The 19,867-nt window shown below is 73.2% G+C and carries 20 protein-coding genes; 3 read left to right on the plus strand and 17 right to left on the minus strand.

What is annotated here, in order from left to right:
- The 16 genes from IE251_RS28595 to IE251_RS28670 all read right to left on the minus strand — a co-directional run bounded on the left by IE251_RS28595 (position 1) and on the right by IE251_RS28670 (position 17,403).
- Positions 1-1,656: an alpha/beta hydrolase gene (locus tag IE251_RS28595; protein WP_189755878.1), complete on the minus strand. Its 1,656-nt coding sequence runs from the start codon at positions 1,654-1,656 to the stop codon at positions 1-3.
- A 175-nt stretch (positions 1,657-1,831) separates the two neighbouring features.
- A complete protein-coding gene (locus IE251_RS28600; protein ID WP_189755879.1) occupies positions 1,832-2,617 on the minus strand; it encodes a TIGR04222 domain-containing membrane protein in 786 nt (261 codons plus the stop codon).
- 97 nt (positions 2,618-2,714) lie between these two features.
- Positions 2,715-3,446, minus strand: coding sequence for a DUF4142 domain-containing protein (locus IE251_RS28605; RefSeq protein WP_189755880.1), 732 nt, complete (start codon positions 3,444-3,446; stop codon positions 2,715-2,717).
- Between the two features lie 94 nt (positions 3,447-3,540).
- Positions 3,541-4,860 carry an MbnB/TglH/ChrH family RiPP precursor modification enzyme gene (locus IE251_RS28610; RefSeq protein ID WP_189755881.1) on the minus strand — a complete coding sequence of 440 codons (1,320 nt, stop codon included), beginning with the start codon at positions 4,858-4,860 and terminating at the stop codon, positions 3,541-3,543.
- Positions 4,861-5,006: 146 nt separating this feature from the next.
- Positions 5,007-5,504 carry a flavin reductase family protein gene (locus IE251_RS28615; protein ID WP_030777690.1) on the minus strand — a complete coding sequence of 166 codons (498 nt, stop codon included), beginning with the start codon at positions 5,502-5,504 and terminating at the stop codon, positions 5,007-5,009.
- Between the two features lie 46 nt (positions 5,505-5,550).
- Entirely contained in the window at positions 5,551-6,954 is a 1,404-nt protein-coding gene (locus tag IE251_RS28620) for a dihydroorotase (RefSeq protein ID WP_189755882.1), read from the minus strand.
- Positions 6,942-8,084 (minus strand): acyl-CoA dehydrogenase family protein, encoded by a 1,143-nt coding sequence (locus IE251_RS28625; protein ID WP_189755883.1) that lies wholly within the window; start codon positions 8,082-8,084, stop codon positions 6,942-6,944. Before IE251_RS28625 ends, IE251_RS28620 begins: the two co-directional genes overlap by 13 nt.
- Entirely contained in the window at positions 8,063-9,112 is a 1,050-nt protein-coding gene (locus IE251_RS28630) for a PrpF domain-containing protein (protein WP_189755884.1), read from the minus strand. The genes IE251_RS28625 and IE251_RS28630 overlap by 22 nt, the downstream gene beginning before the upstream one ends.
- Complete coding sequence (asnB, locus tag IE251_RS28635) at positions 9,109-10,908, minus strand: asparagine synthase (glutamine-hydrolyzing) (protein ID WP_189755885.1); 1,800 nt, start codon at positions 10,906-10,908, stop codon at positions 9,109-9,111. The genes IE251_RS28630 and asnB overlap by 4 nt, the downstream gene beginning before the upstream one ends.
- A gap of 5 nt (positions 10,909-10,913) precedes the next feature.
- Positions 10,914-11,708 carry a cupin domain-containing protein gene (locus tag IE251_RS28640; RefSeq protein ID WP_189755886.1) on the minus strand — a complete coding sequence of 265 codons (795 nt, stop codon included), beginning with the start codon at positions 11,706-11,708 and terminating at the stop codon, positions 10,914-10,916.
- A 94-nt stretch (positions 11,709-11,802) separates the two neighbouring features.
- Positions 11,803-13,029 carry an acyltransferase family protein gene (locus tag IE251_RS28645; protein WP_189755887.1) on the minus strand — a complete coding sequence of 409 codons (1,227 nt, stop codon included), beginning with the start codon at positions 13,027-13,029 and terminating at the stop codon, positions 11,803-11,805.
- Positions 13,030-13,056: 27 nt separating this feature from the next.
- The gene (locus IE251_RS28650; RefSeq protein ID WP_189755888.1) at positions 13,057-13,590 is read right to left on the minus strand and encodes a cupin domain-containing protein; all 534 of its coding nucleotides are present in this window, start codon (positions 13,588-13,590) and stop codon (positions 13,057-13,059) included.
- A gap of 2 nt (positions 13,591-13,592) precedes the next feature.
- Positions 13,593-14,042 carry a VOC family protein gene (locus tag IE251_RS28655; protein WP_189755889.1) on the minus strand — a complete coding sequence of 150 codons (450 nt, stop codon included), beginning with the start codon at positions 14,040-14,042 and terminating at the stop codon, positions 13,593-13,595.
- A gap of 256 nt (positions 14,043-14,298) precedes the next feature.
- Positions 14,299-15,744, minus strand: a complete 1,446-nt coding sequence (locus tag IE251_RS28660) for an MFS transporter (RefSeq protein WP_189755890.1) — start codon at positions 15,742-15,744, stop codon at positions 14,299-14,301.
- A 34-nt stretch (positions 15,745-15,778) separates the two neighbouring features.
- The gene (locus IE251_RS28665; protein WP_189755891.1) at positions 15,779-16,456 is read right to left on the minus strand and encodes an HAD family hydrolase; all 678 of its coding nucleotides are present in this window, start codon (positions 16,454-16,456) and stop codon (positions 15,779-15,781) included.
- Entirely contained in the window at positions 16,453-17,403 is a 951-nt protein-coding gene (locus tag IE251_RS28670; RefSeq protein ID WP_229896981.1) for a pseudouridine-5'-phosphate glycosidase, read from the minus strand. The genes IE251_RS28665 and IE251_RS28670 overlap by 4 nt, the downstream gene beginning before the upstream one ends.
- Before the next feature lie 326 nt (positions 17,404-17,729).
- Here IE251_RS28670 and IE251_RS28675 point away from each other — a divergent pair, with 326 nt between their 5' ends.
- Positions 17,730-17,930, plus strand: a complete 201-nt coding sequence (locus IE251_RS28675; protein WP_189755892.1) for a hypothetical protein — start codon at positions 17,730-17,732, stop codon at positions 17,928-17,930.
- Between the two features lie 10 nt (positions 17,931-17,940).
- Here the strand turns inward: IE251_RS28675 and IE251_RS28680 are convergent, their stop codons facing one another.
- A complete protein-coding gene (locus IE251_RS28680) occupies positions 17,941-18,804 on the minus strand; it encodes a LuxR C-terminal-related transcriptional regulator (RefSeq protein ID WP_189755893.1) in 864 nt (287 codons plus the stop codon).
- A 188-nt stretch (positions 18,805-18,992) separates the two neighbouring features.
- Between IE251_RS28680 and IE251_RS28685 the strand changes: the two genes are divergently transcribed.
- Complete coding sequence (locus tag IE251_RS28685; RefSeq protein ID WP_030777722.1) at positions 18,993-19,184, plus strand: tautomerase family protein; 192 nt, start codon at positions 18,993-18,995, stop codon at positions 19,182-19,184.
- A 40-nt stretch (positions 19,185-19,224) separates the two neighbouring features.
- Positions 19,225-19,791: a TetR family transcriptional regulator gene (locus IE251_RS28690; RefSeq protein ID WP_189755894.1), complete on the plus strand. Its 567-nt coding sequence runs from the start codon at positions 19,225-19,227 to the stop codon at positions 19,789-19,791.
- Positions 19,792-19,867 lie beyond the last annotated feature (76 nt).

The following is a 19,867-nucleotide window of genomic DNA, read 5'->3' on the forward strand; positions in this document are numbered from 1 at the left end:
TCAGGCGCCTTCTGGCCGAGCCGCCGGAGGCCGCCGCGGTGCGCACGACGCGTGCCGCGCCGGCACCCGGCCCTCCAGCAGGTACGCGTGCAGGTGCCCGTTGACGCAGGCGTTGGGCCCGCCCGCGATCCCGTGGGTCCCCGCGTCCCGCTCCGTCACCAGCACCGACCCGGCCAGCCGCCGGTTCATGGACAGCGCCCCCTGGTACGGCGCCGCCGCGTCCCGCTCGGCCGCCAGGATCAGCACCGGCGGCAGCTCGCCGGGCCCGGTCCGCACGTCCAGCGGCTGCTGCCGGGGCTCCGGCCAGAAGGCGCACGGCAGGTTCGTCCAGGCGTTGTCCCAGGTCTCGAAGGGCGCCACCCGGGCGAGGCGGGTGTTGTCGCGGTCCCACACCGCCCAGTCCGTCGGCCAGGGGGCGTCGTTGCACTCGACGGCGGTGTACACGGCCGAGGCGTTCTCCGCCTCGGCGGCCGTCTCCGGGCGCGGCGCGGCCAGCCGGACCAGCGGCTCCGGGTCGCCGCGCAGATAGGCCGACAGGGCCGCGGCGCGGCTCGGCCAGTAGTCCTCGTAGTACCCGGCGGTCAGGAACGCGTCGTGCAGCTGTCCGGGGCCCACCTTCCCGCCCGCCGCCTTCCCGGCCAGCCGCTCGCGCGCGGTGTCGTAACTGCGCTGCACCCGCGCGGACGTGGCGCCGAGCCGGTACACGTCGTCGTGCCGGGCGATCCAGTCCCGGAAGTCCGCCCAGCGGTCCTCGAACGCCGCCGACTGCTCCAGGTTGCTGCGGTACCAGATCTTCTCCGGGCCCGGGTCCACCGCCGCGTCCAGCACCATGCGCCGCACGTGGGAGGGGAACATCGCCGCGTACAGCGCGCCGAAGTAGGTGCCGTACGAGGCGCCCATGAAGGTCAGCCGGTCCTCGCCCAGCGCGGCCCGCAGCACGTCCAGGTCCCGGGCGTTGTTCAGCGAGGTGTAGTGGCGCAGCCGGCTCCCGGACCGCTGGGCGCAGCCGCGCGCGTACGCCCGCGCCCGCTCGACGCGTTCCCGCTTGTACGCCTCCGTCGGGTGCACCGGCGCCTCGGTGGGCGCCTCGAGGAAGCCCGCGGGGTCCTCGCAGGACAGCGGCGCCGAGCGGCCCACCCCGCGCGGGGCGTAGCCGACCAGGTCGTAGCCGGCGGCGATCCGCTCCCAGCCCGCGACCGTGCCGATCAGCGGGAAGTACATGCCGGAGGCGCCGGGGCCGCCCGGGTTGAAGACCAGGGCGCCCTGCCGGGGGACCTTGCGCTTGCTGTTGTGCGGGTCCTTCTGGGTGGCCGGGGCCCGGCTGACGGTCAGCTCGATCTGCCGGCCGTCCGGGTGGGCGTAGTCCAGCGGGACGCTCACCGTGCCGCACCGCACACCGGCCGGCGCGCCCGGCACCTCGGCCGCCGGGCACGGGCCGAAGTCGATCCCGGCCGCCCGGGCGCGGGCCGCGGCCACCGCGGTGCCGCGCAGCTCGGCCGCGCCGGGGGCCGCCGAGACGTGCGTGGCCTGCGTGGCCTGCGGGACCCGGGGGGCGTGCGGAGGGCCGGGGGTGCCGGGGGTGCCGCCCGCCGGGGCCGCGGCCAGGGTGGTCAGCAGCAAGGACCCGGCGGCCGAGTAAAGGGCGGCAGCTTTCATCGCGTATCCCTTCGGTGCGCGGCGGCGGTGGCACGGCTGCCACGGCCCGGCGCGAACACAAGGGATATTTGGTACGGCCGTGGGGGAAGGCAAGGACCGCCCGGCCGGTGTCGGCGTCAATGCCCCCTGTGCGCCCCCGGCGCCTTCCGGGCTCGCGGATCCCGGACGCTCCCGGTCACTCGCGCAAGGGCTGGTCGCGGTGGGTGAAGGCCGCGCGCAGCTCCGGCTCGCCGATCGCGTGGATGCCGCGTACGGCGACGGAGGTGAGGAACGACCGCTCGTCCCCGGCCGGCCGCCCGGTCAGCGCGCGCAGCAGCCGCTGCCCGGCCGGGGAGGCCCAGGGCGAGTAGGGGTGCACCTCGAACCGGGCGATGGCCAGGCTGCTCAGCGTCAGTATGAGGGGCAGCGCGAACCACGCGCCCACCAGCGGGCGCGGTGTCCCGGTGTCGCCGGGCAGCAGCAGGGCCGTGATGCCGAGCGCCGTCACGGCGAGCGCGGCGGCGCGCACCTGACGGACGGCGGACGCCACCGTGCCCGAGCACTCGGGCACCGCGAGCCCCGCGTGCACCAGGCCGTCGGCCAGGCGGCGTACGGCCTCCGCGTCGGCCGCCCGCGTCCGCACCGGCGCGATCCGTGACTGTCCGCCGGGTCCTATGGCTCCGATGACGGACTGCTCGATCTCGTCGCGGCCCCGCGGGTCCACGACCGTGGCCCAGCCGGTGTGCGCGAGCAGCAGCCGGCGCTGGCGGGCCATGGAGACGAGGGCCACATCGGCGACCCGCCGGGGCCCGCCGGAGAGGAACGCCGCCTCGTACAGCGTCAGATCGCGCTCGGCGACCGTCGGCGTGCCGGGTGCGTCCGGCGTGTCCGATGCGTCCGTGCGTACGGCCGCCAGGCAGAGGCGAGCGCAGGCCGTACCGGCGAAAGCCCAGGCCAGGAAGAGGAGAAGGACCCAGAACATGAGCTGTTTGTATGTCAGGGGGCTGGGTGAACACCATGCTCTGTTCACTATCCGGACGCACTGTTGCCGGTATGTGACGTTCCGTTTTCTCCGCTGGTCAGGACCCGCCGGGCACCGGCACCGGTGCCGGCGTGACCGGCACGGCGGCGCTGGGGCCGACCTCCGGCGGGGTCGGCACCGGGGCGGGGGAGACCGCCAAGTCCCGGGCCAGCGCGGCGAAGTCGACGTATCCCGTCGCCTCCAGCGCCTTGATGTGGTCCAGGACGGTCGCGCCCGCGTCGTCGGCCAGATCGCGGACCAGGGAGTTCTGGGTGCCGGCCCGGACCTGGGCGGCGAGAGAGTACACCCGGCCGTGCGCGAGCCGCAGCACGGCGGTGAACCGCCGGTCGAAGTCCTGGCCCTCGGCCGCCTCCAGGGTGGCGAGCCACCGCTTCTGCCGCTCGTCCGGCTCGTTGGGCAGGGGAGTGCCGAGCTGGGCGGCGACGGTGCGGACATGGGTGTCCAGGGCGGTGTGACCGTCCACGAGATGCCGCCCCGCCGCGCGGACGGCCGGGGTCGTCCCCTTGCGCAGCGCCAGCTCCCCGGCCGGCAGCTCCCACAGCCCGGCCAGCCGGACCTTGGTGACGAAGTCACGGTCCGCGTCGGACAGCGGTCCGTACGGTGTCGTGACCGTGCGCGTGCTCAGCGCCGTCGCGGCCGCCGTGTCCGGCCGGCCGGCGTACGACCAGAGCGGGACCAGCAGGGCGACGGCCGTCGCCGCGAGGGCGGTCACGATGAGCCCGGTACCGCTGAAGATGCCTCGGCCGGTGACGGGGGGTCGGGGTCGCATGGTGCCTCGGAGTGGGAGCGGGGCTGGCATCGTACCGAGGTGCTGCCCCGCCGGGGCAGGCGCCGCCGCACCGCCGGGCGGCCCGGGGCCCGGCTCAGTGGGACCGGCCGCCGCGCCGCCGCAGTACCCGCCCCAGCAGCCCCCGTTTCCTGGGCGCCGGGCCCGATCGGTCCAGCCACCACTCCCGCAGGTCACGGCGGGCGCGGGCGTCCTGCGGCCGGCCCAGTTTCAGCAGGTGGCCGGCGAAGTCCAGCGCGTCCTGGCGGTAGCCGCCCCGCATCGGACGCCGGCGCGCGTACTCCAGGAACGCCTCCCGGTACCCCGCCCCCAGGATCACCGGCAGTTCCGGCGCCACCTTCGCCACCACGCCCGCCCGCTTCGCCGCGAGCGCCCGCGCCTGCACCCCCATCCGGACGCGGTCGAACCCCTCCGGCACCGGCGTCCCCGCCACCAGCGCCGACAGTACGGCGGTCTGCGCCACCCCGAGCCGCTCGCGCACCCCGGCCACCGGCCGCGCCAGGACCCCGACGCCCCCCGCCCCGGCACCGCCGGCGCCCCGCACCGCCGTGCGCTCCGCCGCGCGTCCCCGAGCGCGCCCGATCGCCACAGCCTCCCGGATGGCCGCCAACTCCCGCACCAGCTCCGCCGGTTCGGGGAAGTTCTCGTCCCGCTCCAGCAGGACTCCCGGCGGTGCGACCCGGGTGGCGAGGCCGGTCAGGATGTCGAGCACCGGGCGGGGGACGGGGTGTGCGTGGCTGTCGTGCCAGACGCCGTCGCGCTCGAAGCCGCCCGCGACATGGACGTAGGCGATCGCCTCCACCGGCAGCGCGGCCAGCGCCTCGGCGGGGTCCTCGCCCCGGTTGACGTGGTTGGTGTGCAGATTGGCCACGTCGATGAGCAGCCGTACCCCGGTCCGTTCGACCAGCTCGGACAGGAACTGTCCCTCCGTCAGCTCCTCGCCCGGCCAGGAGAACAGCGCGGCGATGTTCTCCAGGGCCAGCGGCACCGGCAGCGCGTCCTGGGCGATACGGACGTTCTCGCACAGCACGTCCAGCGCGTCCCGGGTACGCGGCACGGGCAGCAGATGACCGGCCTCCAGCCGGGGGGACGCGGTGAGCTCGCCGCCCGCCCGGACGAACGCGATGTGCTCGGTGACCAGCGGGGAGCCGAGGGCCTCCGCACGCTCGGCGAGCGCCGTCAGCCGCCCCGCGTCGGGCCGGTCCGCGCCGCCGAGGCCGAGGGAGACGCCGTGCGGGACCACCGTCACACCGCGCTCGCGCAGCCGCAGCAGCGAGTGGGGGAGATGGCCGGGGCAGACGTTCTCCGCCACGACCTCCACCCAGTCGATGCCCGCCATCGCCTCCACGGCGTCCGCGATCTCCGGCCGCCAGCCGATCCCCGTCCCCAGCCGCATGACGCCTCCCCCTCCTCGGCCTGTGTCCGTACGTCGAGTGAGGGGGATATGGCCCCACCGCCCACCGGCGAACCACCGCCCGGAGGCGTTCAGAGCAACATTTGAGGTTCGGGTGGCCACGGCGTCCCGGACGGGACCCGGTGTGGTCAGGGGGTGCCCGCCAGGGAGCGTGGCCGGGGGGTCGCGTACTGGCGGTTGTGGTAGACCAGCGGTGGCTGTTCGAGGACGGCCGCCTGCTCCACCTGCCCGATGAGGATGCTGTGGTCGCCGCCGTCGAGGATCGAGTGGACGGCGCAGGCCAGGCGGACGGTGGCGTCGGGCAGCCCGGGCAGCCCGAGTTCGCTGGTGAGCATCGGGCCGTCGGCGAACTTGTCCCGGTCGGGGGTGGCGAAGCGCTGGGCGATGCCGTGGTGGTCCGCGCCCAGCAGGTTGACCATGAAGTGCGCGGTACGCAGGAACGCCTCGTGGGAGGACGCGGTCTTCGCCAGGCAGACCAGGATCAGCGGCGGGTCGGCGGACAGGGAGCAGAAGGAGCTCGCGGTGAATCCGTGGCGCCGTCCTTCGGGGGTGACCGTGGTGACGACGGTGACGGGGGCGGGCACCTGGGCCATGGCGTGGGTGAAGACGGTGCGATCGATGGGCATCGTGGTCTCTTCCGTTGCGACAGGGGACGGAGCCGGGGTGCCGCCCTCAGACGGTGGCCGGGCGCGCCGTCCCGAGCCTGAGCGGGCGGGCGTCCAGCCACTGGCCGTCGGGGTCGCCGAAGCCGTGGGAGTCCCAGATGACCGAGCCGCGGCGGACGGTGATGTCCACATGGCCGGTGAAGGTCCAGCCCTCGTAGGCCGACCACGCGTTCTTGGTGTGGGCCTCGCGGGACGACATCAGCCAGTTGGCGAAAGGGTCGAAGACGACGAAGTCGGCGTCACGGCCCTCCGTCAGGGCGCCCTTGCGCTCGTCCAGGCCGAACAGCGCGGCCGGCCTGGCGGCGCACAGCCGGGACAGCAGCATCATGTGGTCGTCGAGGGGGACGTCCGGGAAACGGCGCACCAGCCCGGTGAAGACGGCGGTGAGCAACTCCTGGACGCCGGGCAGGCCGGGCGGCGCGTCCGGGGCGGGCCGGGCCTTCTCCCGCGGGGTGTGCGGCGCGTGGTCGCTGCCCAGCGTGGTGACCCGGTCCGATACGACGGCCCGCCACAGGCACTCCTGGTCGCGTTCTTCCCGGATCGCCGGGCTCAGCCGGATGCGCGCACCGAGCCGGCGCGTGTCGGAGGCGGTGAAGGAGAGGTGGTGCGGGGTGGTCTCGTAGGTCACGGGCAGTCCCGCGGCGCGGGCGGCCGACAGCAGGTCGCTCTCCTCGGCCGAGGAGACGTGCAGGACGTGCGCCGCGGTGCCGTGGCGGCGGACCAGGTCGATCACTTTGGCGACGGCGACGATGCCGCCGCTGCGGGGCCGGTGGGGTTCGTAGGCGTCGTAGGAGTCCGGCCCCGGACGGTGGGTGTCGAGCAGGGAGAAGACGCCGTCGTCCTCCGCGTGCAGGACCAGGCGCAGGTCCCGCTCGGCGGCGACGGCGAAGATACGGTCCAGGACGGCCGGGTCACGGATGACCGACGGAGCGGTGTGGTGCCCGGTCATGAACACCTTGACGGAGGTGGCGACGCGCGGGGTGAGGTCGCGCAGCACGTCGACGGTGTCCTCCCGCACCCCGAAGTGGAACCGGTAGTCGACCAGGGACTGCCCGGAGATCATCTCCGCCTTCGCGTAGGCCAGTTCGAGGCTGTGCAGCGGCGGTTCGGTGTTGGGCATGTCGATGACGGTGGTGACTCCGCCGGCCGCGGCGGCCCGGCTGCCGTGGTGCCAGGTCTCCTTGTGGGTCAGGCCCGGGGTGCGGAAGTGGACGTGGGAGTCGATGACACCGGGCAGCACGTACCGGCCGGCGGCGTCCAGCGTCCGGGTCGCCGGCGGCAACGGCGCGTCGGCGGACAGGATCCGGGCGATGCGGCCGCCGGCCACGGCGAGGGCACCGGTGCGCACCCCCTCGGGCGTGACCAGGCGGGCGTCGGTGACGAGCAGGTCGTAGGCGGTCAGGTGTTCCATGGCATGCTCACCAGCTCTCGGGTCAGATCGTTCGTGGGGCCCATCAGGCCGACGGCGCGGGCGTCCCGGGCCAGCCGGTTCAGGGGGTGGTCGCGCAGATAGCCGGCGCTGCCCAGAAGGCGCTGTGCCTCCAGGCAGACCTGCTCACCCGTGCGGGAGGCGTGGAGCTTGGACAGCAGGGTGGTGGTGCCGGGGTCGGAGCTCTCGCGGCGCCCGGCGCGTTCGACCAGCGCGCGGGCGCTCTCCACCTGGGCGGCCAGATCGGCCAGGCGGTGGCGGACCGCCTGCGCCCCGTCCAGGCCTCGGCGGCGCGCGTGGGTGAGCGCCAAATCCAAGGCGGCCTCGGCGATGCCGACGGAGACGGCGCCCAGAGTGGCACCGGACTGCCGTACGCCGGCGATGATCCGGGCCGCCTGGCCCACGGGGCCGAGGACGTTGTCCAGGGGCACCCGGCAGCCGTGGAGTTCGACGAATCCGGTCGCCGACGCGCGCATTCCGACCAGGTCCATCCCGGTGTCGGCGATCAGCCCCGGCCGGTCGGCCTCGACGAGGAAGAAGGTCTGTCCGTCGCTGCCGTAGATGCCGTCGTCGCCGCCGGGGGCGGAGGTCTGGGCGAGTACCAGGTAGAGCTGGGCCAGGCCGGCTCCCGTGGTGAAGGTCTTGGCCCCGTTCAGGGACCAGCCCGTGGCGGTGCGGTCGGCGGTGGTGGACAGGTTGCGTTTGTCGGCGCCGGCACCGCTCTCGCTCCAGGCGGAGGCCGCGATCCACTCGCCGGTGGCGAGCGGCGGCAGGAAGCGCCGCTTCTGCTCCTCGGTGGCCCATTCGCTGATGCGGGCGGTGACGGCGTAGTGCTGGAAGAGGATGATCGCCACGGACGGGTCGGCGGCGGCCACCTGCCGGATGAGGTCGTTGGTGGTGGCGGCGCCGGCGCCGAGACCGCCGTACGCCGCGGGTACCGCCGCCGCCAGGATGCCGCTGGAGCGCAGGTGGGCCAGGACGTCGTCGCTCAGCCGGCCGGCCACGTCGGCGGTCGCCGCGTCACGGCGCAGGGCCTCGTCGAGCCCGGGGTAGTCCCGGCGCAGGATCGCGTGGTGGTCGTGGACGGACGTCAGGCGCTCGCGGGCTGCCATGAGGGTGCCTCCTGGTAGAGGTAGGTGCTCAGTTCGGGGATCTTGGCGGGGCCGCGCAGGTGGGCGTGTTTGTCACTGACGCTGACCCACAGCAGCGCGGAGCGGGCGTCGGCCGTGGTTCCCAGGGAGGCGGCGATCCGCGTGGTGCTCCGCGGGGTGTCGACGACGATGTCGTCCAGCCCGGCTCCGGCCCGCTCCAGCAAGCCGGCGGGGACGGTTCCGGGAATGGCGGCGGCCGCCGCGAGGCAGGTCGCGCCGGTCAGCGCGAGGGTGGGGTGCCAGCTGGGCACGGAGATGGCCCGCACGGCCAGGCGGCCCGGCTCGTACGATCCGACCGCCGCGATCTTGGGGAAGACGCTTTCGGGCGGCCAGCCCAGGGTGGTGGCGGCCGCGGTGCGGATCTGCTGCAGCCGTTCGTAGGTCTCCTCGCCCGCTTCGAACAGCTCCTGCCGGCCGGTGAGGCCGAGGGACTCGGCGTCGACGAAGACATACGGGTTGCCGGTGGCCACGAGGGACGCCTCGTGCAGGCCGGACGGGGTGAGCAGCAGGTCCCGGGCACGCCCGGTCAGCAGCAGGTCCTCCAGTGCCCGGTCGGAGTCCTGGACGAAGTGGACGGTGAAGGTGCCGCCGTCGCGGCGGGCCTCGTCCACCTCGCAGACCACGTGGTCGCCGTTGTTGAGGACCCGTACCCGGACCCGGCTGCCGGGGGCGAGTCCGGGCAGCCAGCCGAGTGTGTCGGCGGCCAGCACCGAGGAGAGGATCGAATGCCCGCAGGAGCCGCGGAAGTCGAAGTGGCCCGGGCCGTCGGGCAGCCCCTGCACGAAGCGGTAGTCCAGGTCGAACAGCGGGTGGGCGGAGGGGGTGACGAGTGCGAACTTCAGTACGTCGTGGTGGCCGTTGGCGGCCAGCCAGGAGCGGACGGTGGTGAGGACCGTGCGTATGTCCGGTTCGTCCGGAGGAACCAGGCTGGCGTCCAGAACCAGCGTGGGGGTGGGCGCGCCGGTGGCCTGGGCGAGATAGGCGATCATGCGAGCACCTCGTGTCGGTTGCGGGGAGTGGCGGCGTGGAACTGGTCGAGCCACAGCTCGTGGATGAGCAGGGACCACACGGCCAGGGCGGAGGCGTCGTTCGGGGTGGTGCTCTGTGTGCGCAGGAGGGCTTGCACCGCGTCCGGGTCGAGCCGGCCGTGCCGGCGCAGCCGGGCCGGTGCCAGCATGTCCCGGGCGAACTCCATCAGCCGCCGGCCGTCGGAGAGCATGGCGGTGATCGGCAGGGTGAAGGGCTGCTTGGGCCGGTTGAGGACCGAGTCGGGCAGCAGTCCGCCGGCCGCCGCGTACAGGACCTTCTTGACCTGATCGCCCTCGACCTTGAGCGCGGCGGGCAGGGAGCGGGCGTAGCGCACCAGGGCGGGCTGGCAGAAGGGCAGGCGCACCTCGACCGAGGAGGCCATGGACAGGTGGTCGACCCGGCGCAGGTGGTAGGCCGGCAGCCGGCGGCCGATCTCGACCTCGGTGATCGCCGTCAGCCGGTCGTGCGGCGAGGAGGTGAGCGCCCGCTCGAGATGGTCCTCGGCGGTGCCGTGCGCGGTGATGAAGTGCCGGTAGTCGTCGGAGTACAGCCCCAGCCGCCGTTCGCGGGGGACGGCGGCGAGCGCGCGGACGTAGGCGGGCACCCAGTCGTCGCCGGCGCCGGCCTTCAACGCGGCCTTGATCCGGTCGTAGCCGCCGAAGAGTTCGTCGGCCGCGTCCCCGGTGACCGCCACCTTGAACCCGGCCTGGTGGACGGCCCGGAACAGCGCGTAGGTGCTCAGGGTGATGGGGTCGGCGTTCGGCTGGCCCAGGTGCCACACCACGTCCGACAGCAGGTCCGGGAAGTCCGCGGGGTCTATCTCGACCTGGTGGTGGCGGGTGCCGTGGCGGCTGGCGACCTCCTGGGCGAAGCCCCGCTCGTCGGCCGGCCAGGTACCGCGGTAGGCGATGTTGAAGCTGTGCAGCTCCCCGACCCGTTCGGCGGCCAGGGCCGTCACCAGGCTGGAGTCGAGCCCACCGCTGGTGATGGCACAGACGGGTACGTCGGCCCGGGTCAGGCGGTGGACCTCGTGGCGCAGCAGCTCGCGGACTCGCTCGGCGGCCTCCTCGGGACCGGCGTCCGCCGGCGGGACCGAGGTGTCCCGTACCCGGACGCGCAGCCCGCTGCCGCGGGTGACCTCCGCGGTGGCGGCGGGAGGCAGGACCCGGATGCCGTCGAACATGGTCTGCTCGCTGAACGGCGTCTTGGTCGCCAGGTAGGCGTCCAGGCCCGGCTCCCAGACCCGGGCCCGGACCGCCCGGAAGGACAGCAGGGCGGGCAGCTCGGAGGCGAAGTACAGGTGCCGTTCGGCGGCGTTCCAGTGGTAGTAGAGCGGCTTCATGCCCATGTCGTCGGTGGCGAGCACGAGTTTCGGCTCGCCGCGCAGATCGACGACGGCCACGGCGTACATGCCGTCGAGGTGCTCGGTGAACGCCGTGCCGAACTCGGCGTACAGCGCGGGCAGGATCGATCCGTCGCACAGATCGGGGAAGCGGTGGCCGCGGGCGGTCAGCATGCGGCGCAGTTCGTTGTGGTTGTAGATCTCGCCGTTGAAGACGACGACGATGCCGTCGAGGACGTAGGGCTGGTCGCCTCCGTCGAGGTCCATGATGGCGAGCCGGTTGTTGCCCAGGCCCCAGGTGTCGCCCGTGGTGATGTACTGGGCGTCCGGGCCGCCGTGGCGCTGCAGCGCCGCGACGGTCCTGAGCTCGTGCACCGTGGCCTGGCTGTCGAAGTGGCCGAATATTCTGCACATCCTGATCACTTCACCTCGGTGGACAGTCCGGCGCGCTGGTAGAGCACCGGGTCGAAGGGGGTGGGACCGCCGCAGGTGGCGAAACGCGGGGCGGCGGGGTCGGTGGCGGGGTGCCGGGTGCCGTGCGGCACTCCGGGCGGGGCGAAGAGCACGTCACCGGGGGCGGCGTCGATCCACTCGCCGTCCAGGTGGAGCTGTCCGGTTCCCTCGAAGACGATGAAGGCCTCCTCGCTGTCCGGATGGACGTGGACGTTGAAGTACTCCCCGGCCTGCATGCAGCCGCAGTGCAGGCACAGCTGCGGGCTGCCGGTGCCCGGCCAGAACAGGAAGTTCATGGGGGCGGTGCGCCGGGAGGCGGGGGCCTGGCCCGTGCCGGTGAAGCCGGTGAGCCGGGTGTCGGTGTTCCACAGGTGGTTGAAGCGCGCCGGGGCGGCGCCGGGACGGCGGCCGGGGAGCAGACGGCTGCGCCAGAGGTAGACGGTGACGTCCGTGCCGGCCGCCGTCATGTCCAGGGTGTCGCCCGTGGGGGAGTAGACGGCGTCGCCCCGGGTCACCTCGCGGGTGTGCGCTCCCGAGGCCGCGGTGCCGTGGCCGGCGAAGACCACCATGACGTTCTCCTCCAGGGAGGCATGCGGAAGTGCCCAGGTGCGGCCCGCGGTGATACGGACGACGTCCAGGCGGACGATGCGGGCGCCGAGGTGGGTGCCGACCGCGGTGGCGGTGGTCACTCCTTGGCCGGCGGAGGTGAAGGTGAGCGTGCCGGCGGGGATGACGGCACCACGCGTGGCTGTCGTGGACATGACTGTTCCTTGTCGTGAGGGGGTGGTTTCGCGGCAGGCGGGCAGGAGCCGCGATACGAAGCTCTCGCGCAGGGCAGCGGTTGGGATCCGTCGGTCAGCGGGGGGCCGGCACCGGAGTGTCCGGGTCCCGGCGCTGGTCCCGGCCGGGATGCCGCGCCGGAGGCGGGACGTCCGCGGGGCGGCGCCGGCTGCCCCAGCGGCGCATCGCGGGCACCTCCACGTACCTGTGGAGCAGCCAGGCGCACCCCAGTGACGCGCCGAACAGGCCAGCCGTCAGGGCGAGGCCCCCGGCGGTGCTCCAGTGGTGGCCCAGGGCCCGCAGCCCGTAACGGATGATCAGCTCGTGGACCATGTAGAAGGCGAAGGAGAGTTCACCCAGCCGCACCATGGCCGCCGACCGCAGCGGTGACGGTGCGCCCGTGACGTCCGCCGTGGCGACGGCCGCGATCAGCAGGGCCAGCGGTACGGCGGGGACGGCCGCCATGGCGAACTCGGCCGGCGTCACGGTCATCACACCGTAGGCGGCCAGGGTGAGCAGCGTCGCCGTCACGGGGCCCGGGCCGGCCCAGCGGCCGGTGAGGACGGTGCGGGCCACGAGGATGCCCAGGACGAACTCGAGCATCCGTACCGGGGGCAGGCTGTAGGCCAGCCAGTAGTGCCAGAACGGGATGCCGGGAGCCCACGGGGTGACCGGTGCGGTGGGCAGCGCACGCGCCAGGAAGGGCACGGCGACGACGAGGAGCCCCACCGCGGCCGTCCATGCCCACAGTCGTGTGGACGGGATGCGCACGACGAGACGGTGCAGAAGCGGGAACGCGAGGTAGAAGGCCAGCTCGCAACAGAGCGACCAGCTCAGCCCGTTGGGGCTGTCGTAGATGTCGACGACGGGCACCCAGGTGTTGAGCAGCAGCAGGTTCGCCGCGGTGGCCGGGGGCCTGATGGTCTGCCCGACGGCCGCCATCAGGGCCAGCGCGGCCACGAGGGTGACCAGGTGGTTGGGGTAGATCTTGACGATCCGGCGGCGCCAGAAGCCTCGCACCGTGTCGGCGGGGCGGGCGGACCAGGTCAGGATGAAACCGCTGAGGACGAAGAAGAAGCTGACGCCGAGCCATCCGGCGCGGCCCAGCACGGCGGCCAGAGCGTCGTCGGTGGCCCGCGAGGCGAAGAGCCGGTTGGCGGATATGTGTGTGGCGAAGACCAGCAGGGCGGCGATGAACCGCATGCCGGTCAGGGACGGAAGTCTGCTGAACGTCGCGTTGCTGTTCGCCGGTTCGACGGATGCCGGTTCTCCGGACGCCGTCGGCGCGTGCAGGCGCGGCATGGAATATCCCCCCGGTTGTCAGGCCCGTCAGGAGCGGTACCGGTACTGGTCGAACCGCTCGGCGAATTCCTCCAGTTCCTGCTCGCTGGGGACGACGTCCCGGTTCAGCAGCTCGGCCAGCCCGCGGAAGAAGTCCTCGCGGTGACGGCCCGGCATGAACGCGATCAGCAGCTCGGCAGGTGTGTCGGAGACGTTCGCGAAGCCGTGCGGGGTGCCCGGGGGAACGTAGAGTGCCGTACCGGGCCGGGCCGTCACCGGTGTCTCACCCCTGGTCAGGGTCACCTCACCGGACAGGACCACGAACAGCTCGGTCATCTCCTTGTGGAAGTGGGGAGAGGCGTACGGACCGTTCGGGGGCATCGACAGCGAGAACAGGCCGAGTCTGCCGCCGGTGGCGTGGGTGGGCACGAGCATCCTGCACACGTTGCTGCCGATGGGAACCTGTTCGGCCTGCTCGGGGGTGCCCAGGTAGGACTCGTCGGGGCGGGGCCGTACATCCCGCCGGCCGTCCGGGTGCTGTCCGGGAGTGTGCTGTGCGGAGGTGCGTATGTAGAGCGACATGTTCACCTGCCTGCCTCTGTGCGAGCGATCTGCTCCTCGAGGGGGATGGGCGCCGGAGTGTCGGGGGCCGGAACGCCGTGGCGGAAGGGGTGGTTCTGGGGGACCTCGACGACGTAGATGCGCACTCCGTCGGGGTCGCTGAGGTGCATCTCCCACAGTCCCCAGGGTTCGGCCCGCGCGTCACGGGCCGGGGTGACGCCGTTGGCGAGCAGCCGGGCGCGGGTCGCGGCGAGGTTGCGGACCTGGAGCCAGATGGCGGGCTGGTCGGTCAGCGGCGTCGTGGACCGGCCGACGAGTTCGAGGAATCCGCCCCCCAGGTGGAAGACGGTGCCGCGTTCGGGACCGCTGCCGAACTCCTGGTAGACCGGCAGCTCCAGCTGGTCACGGTAGAAGCGGCGGGCCGCTTCGGGGTCGGTGGGACGGATGACGATGCGGCTGGCGAGGATTTCCATGGTGCTTCCCGGGCTCCTTCCGGAAGGCCGGCGGCGGGCGCCGGCGGGCGGGGGCCTCGCGTCCGGGGGTCCCTGAGGGAGGACGGGCCCCCGGACGCGGCGGCCGCGGTGAGGGGTTCCGCCCGGTGCGGCCGGGTGGCCGCACCGGCATCGCGGCGGCGGGCGGACGCGGTTGTGGAGCGGGTGGAGCGGGTGGACGCGGGCGTGCTGTGCGTGGGGCAGGTGGCCGCGGTGGTGCTGTGCGCGGGGCGGACGCTCAGTCCGCCTTGCCGGCCAGCGGGCCACGCAGGCCGGCGGCGGCGACCAGGGTGCCGAGCAGGGCCATGGCGCCGGTGGCGGCGAAGGTGGTCGTGAAGTTGCCGGTGCCGGGGTGCGCGCCGAGGAGGATGACCAGGACGGCGAGGCCGAGCGCCTGGAAGACGTTCTGCGTGGTGGTCACCAGCGCCGCGCCGACGCCCTGGTTCTCCCCGGGGATCTCGGAGGTGGCCGCGATGAACATGGCCGGGAAGGCGATGCCGTTGCCCAGCCCGGACAGCAGCAGCCCGGGCAGCACACCGATCGCGTAGCTGTCGCTGTGCACCCCGACCGCGAGCAGGCCGAGGCCGATCGCGGCGAGCAGCAGCCCGCCCATCACCATGGTCCTCGGCCCGTGCCGCCCGACCAGCCGGTCCGTGACGGCGTTGCCGATGATCACGGTCACCGTCAGCGGCAGGAAGCCCAGCCCGGCGGCGAGGGGGCTGAAGCCCTGCTGGTCCTGGAGGAACAGCGTGACGAGGAAGAACTCCACACCGATGCTGAGCACATAGCAGGCGTCCACCGCACAGGCCACCATCAGCGACCGGGTGCGCCACAGTTCGCGGGCGATCAGGGGGCTGGCGCTGGTCCGCTCGCGCACCACCCACAGGGCGGCCAGCACCACGAAGCCGGCCAGGCCGACGAGGGTGGCGGGGTCGGACCAGCCCGCGTCCCCGAGGCGGGTCAGGCCGAGCACGAGCAGGAGGATCGCGCCGGTGCCGAGGATCCCGCTCAGCGCGTTCAGCGGCGTCGGCGCGGCCGTGTCGGTGCGGCGGCCGGGCAGCAGGAAGAGACCGGCGGCGATGACCGCGGCGGCGATCGGTACGTTCACGAGGAACACCCACTGCCACGACACCGTCGTCAGCAGCCCGCCCAGGGCGACACCGCCGACCAGGCCGATCGCTCCCACGGCGCCCCATACGGCCATGGCGCGGTTCCGCTTGGGGCCGGGCGGGAAGACCTGCTGGATCAGTCCCAGGGTGGCCGGGTCGAGCAGTCCGGCCCCGATGCCCTGCAGAGCGCGGGCGACGACGAGCGTGGTGAAGTCCTGGGTGAGCGCGGCCGCCAGTGAGCTGGCTCCGAAGAGCGCGGTGGCGCCGAGGAAGACCCTGCGCGCGCCGAAGCGGTCCCCGGTGCGTCCCCCCACCAGGAGGAACCCGGCGAAGAAGATGGCGTAGCCGCTGACGATCCACTGGAGCCTGCTCTCGGGCAGCGCCAGGTCCTCGCCGATGCTGGGCAGGGCCACGTAGACGATGGAGAGGTCGAGGGTGGCGAGGAACAATCCGCAGCCCAGGACCGCCAGGGCCCATGCCTGCCGGCCGCTGATCCTGTTGTCGGCCGGCTCGGGAGCGCTCTGGGCGGCGGCCATCGCGCCGGTCGGGTTCCCCGACGTTGCTTCTGTGGTCATGACTGTGCTTTCTCCTGGCGTCTCGCGTCGTGCCTCAGGCACGGACCGGGTCGGCCGGGACGTGTTCCGACAGGGTTTGTACGACTTCGCCGAAGGACCGGCAGATCAGCGCGCCACCGCCGGCGAGCTCCTCCTCGGCGCCGACGCCGTAGGTGACCGCGACCGGCAGCATCCCCGCACTGACAGCCATGCGCATGTCAGTACCGGTGTCACCGATGTAGGCGCACCGCTCGACCGGCACACCCAGCTCACTCGCGGCCCGCAGCCCCATCTCGGGGTCGGGCTTGCCGCGCCGCACCATGTCGTTGCCGACGACCGGGCCGAACAGCTCACGGATCCCGGTGGCGGCAAGGAGCTTCTCGGCGCTGGCGGAGATCTTCGACGTGCCCACGGCCAGCGGCAGCCCTCGCTCCCGCAGGTCCCGCAGCCCCTCGGCGACCCCCTCGTACAACAGGGCGGGTCCCGCGCTGAGGACGTCGGCGTCGAACAGCTCCCGGTAGCGGGCCACCGCCCGCGTGGTGACCGGGTCGTCCACCGCCCGCCCCAGCAGCGCGGCGACGGAGGGCTCCAGCGGCTTGCCGATGGTCGGTGCCACCTGTGCCTCGGTGACGTCCGCTCCGTACTCCGCGCACACCCGCGTCAGCAGGCGGCCGATCGCGGCCGGGGTGTCGGCGAGGGTTCCGTCCAGGTCGAAGACGGCCGCCTGGATCACCGGTCCTCCCCTCCCTTGACGCCGGCCTGCCGCGTGTAGGCGACGGCCAGTTCGCCCGCCACGGCCGCCGTGGAGATGAGCACCGCCCGGTTGGCGGCCGCGCTGCGCCCCTCGGTGGCCCGCGAGACGGCCTTCATCAGATACGGGGTGATGGCCGGTCCCGTGACGCCTTCCGCGTCGGCGTCGGCCAGGGCCCGCTCGATGACCTCTTCCATGGCCTGCGCGTCGAGGGCGTCCGCCTCGGCGATCGGGTGGGTGACCAGGGCGCCGCCGGGCAGACCCGCGGCCCAGTGCGCGCGCAGGGCCCGCGCGATGGCGTCGAGGTCGTCGATCCGCTGCGGGTTGCGGAAGCCGGAGGAGCGGCAGTAGAAGGCGGGGAAGTCGTCACACCGGTAGCCCATGACGGGGACGCCGAGCGTCTCCAGGTACTCCAGGGTCAGCCCGAGGTCGAGGATGCTCTTGGCGCCGGCGCACACCACCGCGACCCGACTGCGGGTGAACTGCACCAGGTCGGCGGAGATGTCGAAGGTGGTCTGCGCCCCGCGGTGGACGCCGCCGATGCCGGCGGTGGAGAACACCGGGATGCCCGCCAGGTCGGCGGCGACCAGGCTGGAGGCGACGGTGGTGGCGCCGAGACCACCGCCGGCGAGCACCGGTCCGATGTCCCGGCTGCTGACCTTGGGCACACCCCGCGTGGTGGCGAACTGCTCGATCCTCTTGTCGTCCATCCCGACGACGAAGCGGCCGTCCGCGATACCGATGGTGGCGGGCACAGCGCCGGCCGAGCGAACCGCCTGCTCGATGGCCCGGGCCGTCTCCACATTGCCCGGATAGGCCATTCCGTGGGCGATGACCGTGGATTCCAGCGCGACCACCGGGCGGTGTTCGGACAGTGCCGTGGCCACTTCTTCGCCGAGTTCGATCAATTCGTTCACGGTCTCGTTCACCGGGGAAACCTCCGACTCGTCGAGTGAATTCCGATCGCGTGGTCACAATCGTGTTCGGTCGGTGTGCCGCTTGTCCACCGAACGGTGTGGCGAGGAGTCGCCTGGCGTTTCCCCGACAGGAGTCCATGCACGTCGAGCGAGGTGTCAATGGCGAATGCCCGCCTGTCCGGCACTGGCCAACAGGCATTCACGGGACCTTCCCGAGTGCTTTGATGGCACCGTGGGAAATCTTCTCGGCGACGGGGCTCCTGCTCCCGGGAGGGATCAGGAGCAAGAGAGAAAGAGACTGTACCGGAGGAACAAGGCGGGAAAGGAGAGAGAAAGGAATGGAAACGGAGCAGGAAAAGAGCGAAGGGCTGGATGTGGGCCGCGCCCTGCGGGTGCTGGAGGCGGCGGATTCGGCTTTCTCCTCCAGCCCGAGCAAGACGGAGCTGAAGAACCTCGTCTGGCATCTGCGCCAGGCTCTGCGCCAGGCCGTCGCCTCGGCCCTGGCCGGAGCCGAGGCGACACAGCCGCCCAGGCCGTGATCGGCCCGGGTCAGCTCAGCAGGCCGAGCTCCGCGGCGCGCGCCCCCGCCTCGAACCGGCTGCGGGCCTCCAGTTCCTCCATCGCGCCGGCCATCAGACGGCTCAGGGTCCGGGAGGAGACGCCCAGCAGCCGGGCGATCTTCTCGTCCTTCACACCTGAGTTCATCAGTCGCAGCATCGTCAGCTGCTCCGCCGTCAGCCGCTGCCGCGCCCGGGACCCGGGGTGCACCCGCCGGGCCGAGCGCCAGGTCTGCTCGAACGACTGCCTCAGCAGGGCGACGTCCCGGGGCGCGCGGAAGACCGTCTGGCCCTCCTCGCCCGGGCGCAGGCCCGCGGCCATGAACACGAACTCCTGGTCGACCACGGCGGTGAAGACCTGCTGGATGTCCACCACGCGGCACTCCACACCGAGTTCCGCCGTCCGTTCCAGATGCTCCGCGCCGCCGTCGACGGCGAGGACGGTGCGCGGGTACAGGGCGCGCAGTGCCACGCCCTGGGAGGTCAGATCCGCGAACTGGGCCTCGGCGTCCTTCAGGCAGGCCAGCGAGGGGGGAGGGGCCAGCGCCACCCACACCTCGCGACGAGCGCTCAGCACCAGCTCGCGTCCCGGCTCCTTCGGCACCGGTGCGAGCCGGGGCATCTCCGCGAGTTCGCGCCGCAGGCTGCGCGCGCGGGCGAGCTGTTCCTTCAGGGCCGCCTGGGCGCGAGTGAGCACCGCCTCGACGGCGTCCAGCTCACCCTCCAGGGACGACGGGCCGGCCGTCTCGACGCTGGGCGACGGCAGGGCACCTCCCACAGCGCGGAGGGCCGTGGTCTGCCGGTGGCCACTGCGTACGGCGGCGTGATCCTTACGCGCGATCCCGACTGAATGCACGAACACTCCCTCATCGACATCGAATGGGCACGCGGTCCGCCCGGGACACACCACGGGCCGGCCAGCTGTGCGGACACGGCGTGGACAGCCGTGCGGAGAGCTACGCACTCAGAGAATAACAAACAGATCGGTCTGCCTGTTATGGGCGGGCCACCTCAGTGAGCGACGAGAGACGAAAGGACCTCCCCATGCCCGTGGTGACGATCGACTGGTGGCGCGGCAGCACCGCCGACACCCGCGCGACGACCGTGAAGAGGGTCACGGAGGTGGTCGCCCAAGGGGCCGGCTGCCCGGAGGAGGCCGTCACGGTGATCATCCGGGAGACGGACCCCGCGTTCTGGGGGCGCGGCGGGGCCCTGGCGGCTCCGGGGGCGGACTGACCGCCGGCCGTCATTCCGAACCGACCGACCCGTATTCGATATGCCGACTCAGGCTCGCGGCCACCGCACCCGGAGCGCCCTGGTGCTGGCGGCCGCGTACGAAGTGGACCGAACCGGCGACGCCAGCATGAGCGGGGTCTGCCGCAGGGCGGGCGTCAGCCGGGGCGCCCTCAGCCATCACTTCTCCGGCAAGCAGGACCTGCTGCGGGCCCTGCGCGACGAGGCGCGGGGGACGCTGCGCCTGCTGCTGCGGCACTTCGTGGCCGACCGGCGGCCGGTCGCGGAGGCCCTGTGCCGCCTCGCGGAGGAGTTGTTCCGGCGGCTGCGCCAGGACGTCGTGCTCCGATCCGGCCTGGCGCTCCTCGATCCCCGGGAAGTCGCCGCCCTGCAGAGCCAGTTCACCTGCCTGGTGCGCCGGCGCATCGCGCGTGAGCAGCGCACGGCCGCCTCCGCGCCGGGCCCGGCGCTGGCGGCCACGTTGGTCGTCAGCGTGTTCGGCGGACTGGAGGCGCTGGGCCGGCGGGACCCGCGGTGGTGGTGCCTCGCGGAATCCGTCGGCCTGTGGCGACAGCTCGGCCGCGCGCTGGCGGAGCCGGAGGCCGCCTGATCCCCGGGCGGCCGACCGGTATCGCCCGATGCCGCCGCGGCTCCGAGCCGGTGGGCGCCGGGGGGGGGAGTCCCCC

It is taken from the genome of Streptomyces eurythermus (assembly GCF_014649115.1).
Lineage (GTDB): Bacteria > Actinomycetota > Actinomycetes > Streptomycetales > Streptomycetaceae > Streptomyces > Streptomyces eurythermus.

What these genes read in the sequence shown, in the direction of transcription:
- IE251_RS28595 (WP_189755878.1), bottom strand. Translation starts at nt 1,656, where the DNA reads ATGAAAGCTGCCGCCCTTTACTCGGCCGCCGGGTCCTTGCTGCTGACC.
- IE251_RS28600 (WP_189755879.1), bottom strand. Translation starts at nt 2,617, where the DNA reads ATGTTCTGGGTCCTTCTCCTCTTCCTGGCCTGGGCTTTCGCCGGTACG.
- IE251_RS28605 (WP_189755880.1), bottom strand. Translation starts at nt 3,446, where the DNA reads ATGCGACCCCGACCCCCCGTCACCGGCCGAGGCATCTTCAGCGGTACC.
- IE251_RS28610 (WP_189755881.1), bottom strand. Translation starts at nt 4,860, where the DNA reads ATGCGGCTGGGGACGGGGATCGGCTGGCGGCCGGAGATCGCGGACGCC.
- IE251_RS28615 (WP_030777690.1), bottom strand. Translation starts at nt 5,504, where the DNA reads ATGCCCATCGATCGCACCGTCTTCACCCACGCCATGGCCCAGGTGCCC.
- IE251_RS28620 (WP_189755882.1), bottom strand. Translation starts at nt 6,954, where the DNA reads ATGGAACACCTGACCGCCTACGACCTGCTCGTCACCGACGCCCGCCTG.
- IE251_RS28625 (WP_189755883.1), bottom strand. Translation starts at nt 8,084, where the DNA reads ATGGCAGCCCGCGAGCGCCTGACGTCCGTCCACGACCACCACGCGATC.
- IE251_RS28630 (WP_189755884.1), bottom strand. Translation starts at nt 9,112, where the DNA reads ATGATCGCCTATCTCGCCCAGGCCACCGGCGCGCCCACCCCCACGCTG.
- asnB (WP_189755885.1), bottom strand. Translation starts at nt 10,908, where the DNA reads ATGTGCAGAATATTCGGCCACTTCGACAGCCAGGCCACGGTGCACGAG.
- IE251_RS28640 (WP_189755886.1), bottom strand. Translation starts at nt 11,708, where the DNA reads ATGTCCACGACAGCCACGCGTGGTGCCGTCATCCCCGCCGGCACGCTC.
- IE251_RS28645 (WP_189755887.1), bottom strand. Translation starts at nt 13,029, where the DNA reads ATGCCGCGCCTGCACGCGCCGACGGCGTCCGGAGAACCGGCATCCGTC.
- IE251_RS28650 (WP_189755888.1), bottom strand. Translation starts at nt 13,590, where the DNA reads ATGTCGCTCTACATACGCACCTCCGCACAGCACACTCCCGGACAGCAC.
- IE251_RS28655 (WP_189755889.1), bottom strand. Translation starts at nt 14,042, where the DNA reads ATGGAAATCCTCGCCAGCCGCATCGTCATCCGTCCCACCGACCCCGAA.
- IE251_RS28660 (WP_189755890.1), bottom strand. Translation starts at nt 15,744, where the DNA reads ATGACCACAGAAGCAACGTCGGGGAACCCGACCGGCGCGATGGCCGCC.
- IE251_RS28675 (WP_189755892.1), top strand. Translation starts at nt 17,730, where the DNA reads ATGGAAACGGAGCAGGAAAAGAGCGAAGGGCTGGATGTGGGCCGCGCC.
- IE251_RS28685 (WP_030777722.1), top strand. Translation starts at nt 18,993, where the DNA reads ATGCCCGTGGTGACGATCGACTGGTGGCGCGGCAGCACCGCCGACACC.
- IE251_RS28690 (WP_189755894.1), top strand. Translation starts at nt 19,225, where the DNA reads ATGCCGACTCAGGCTCGCGGCCACCGCACCCGGAGCGCCCTGGTGCTG.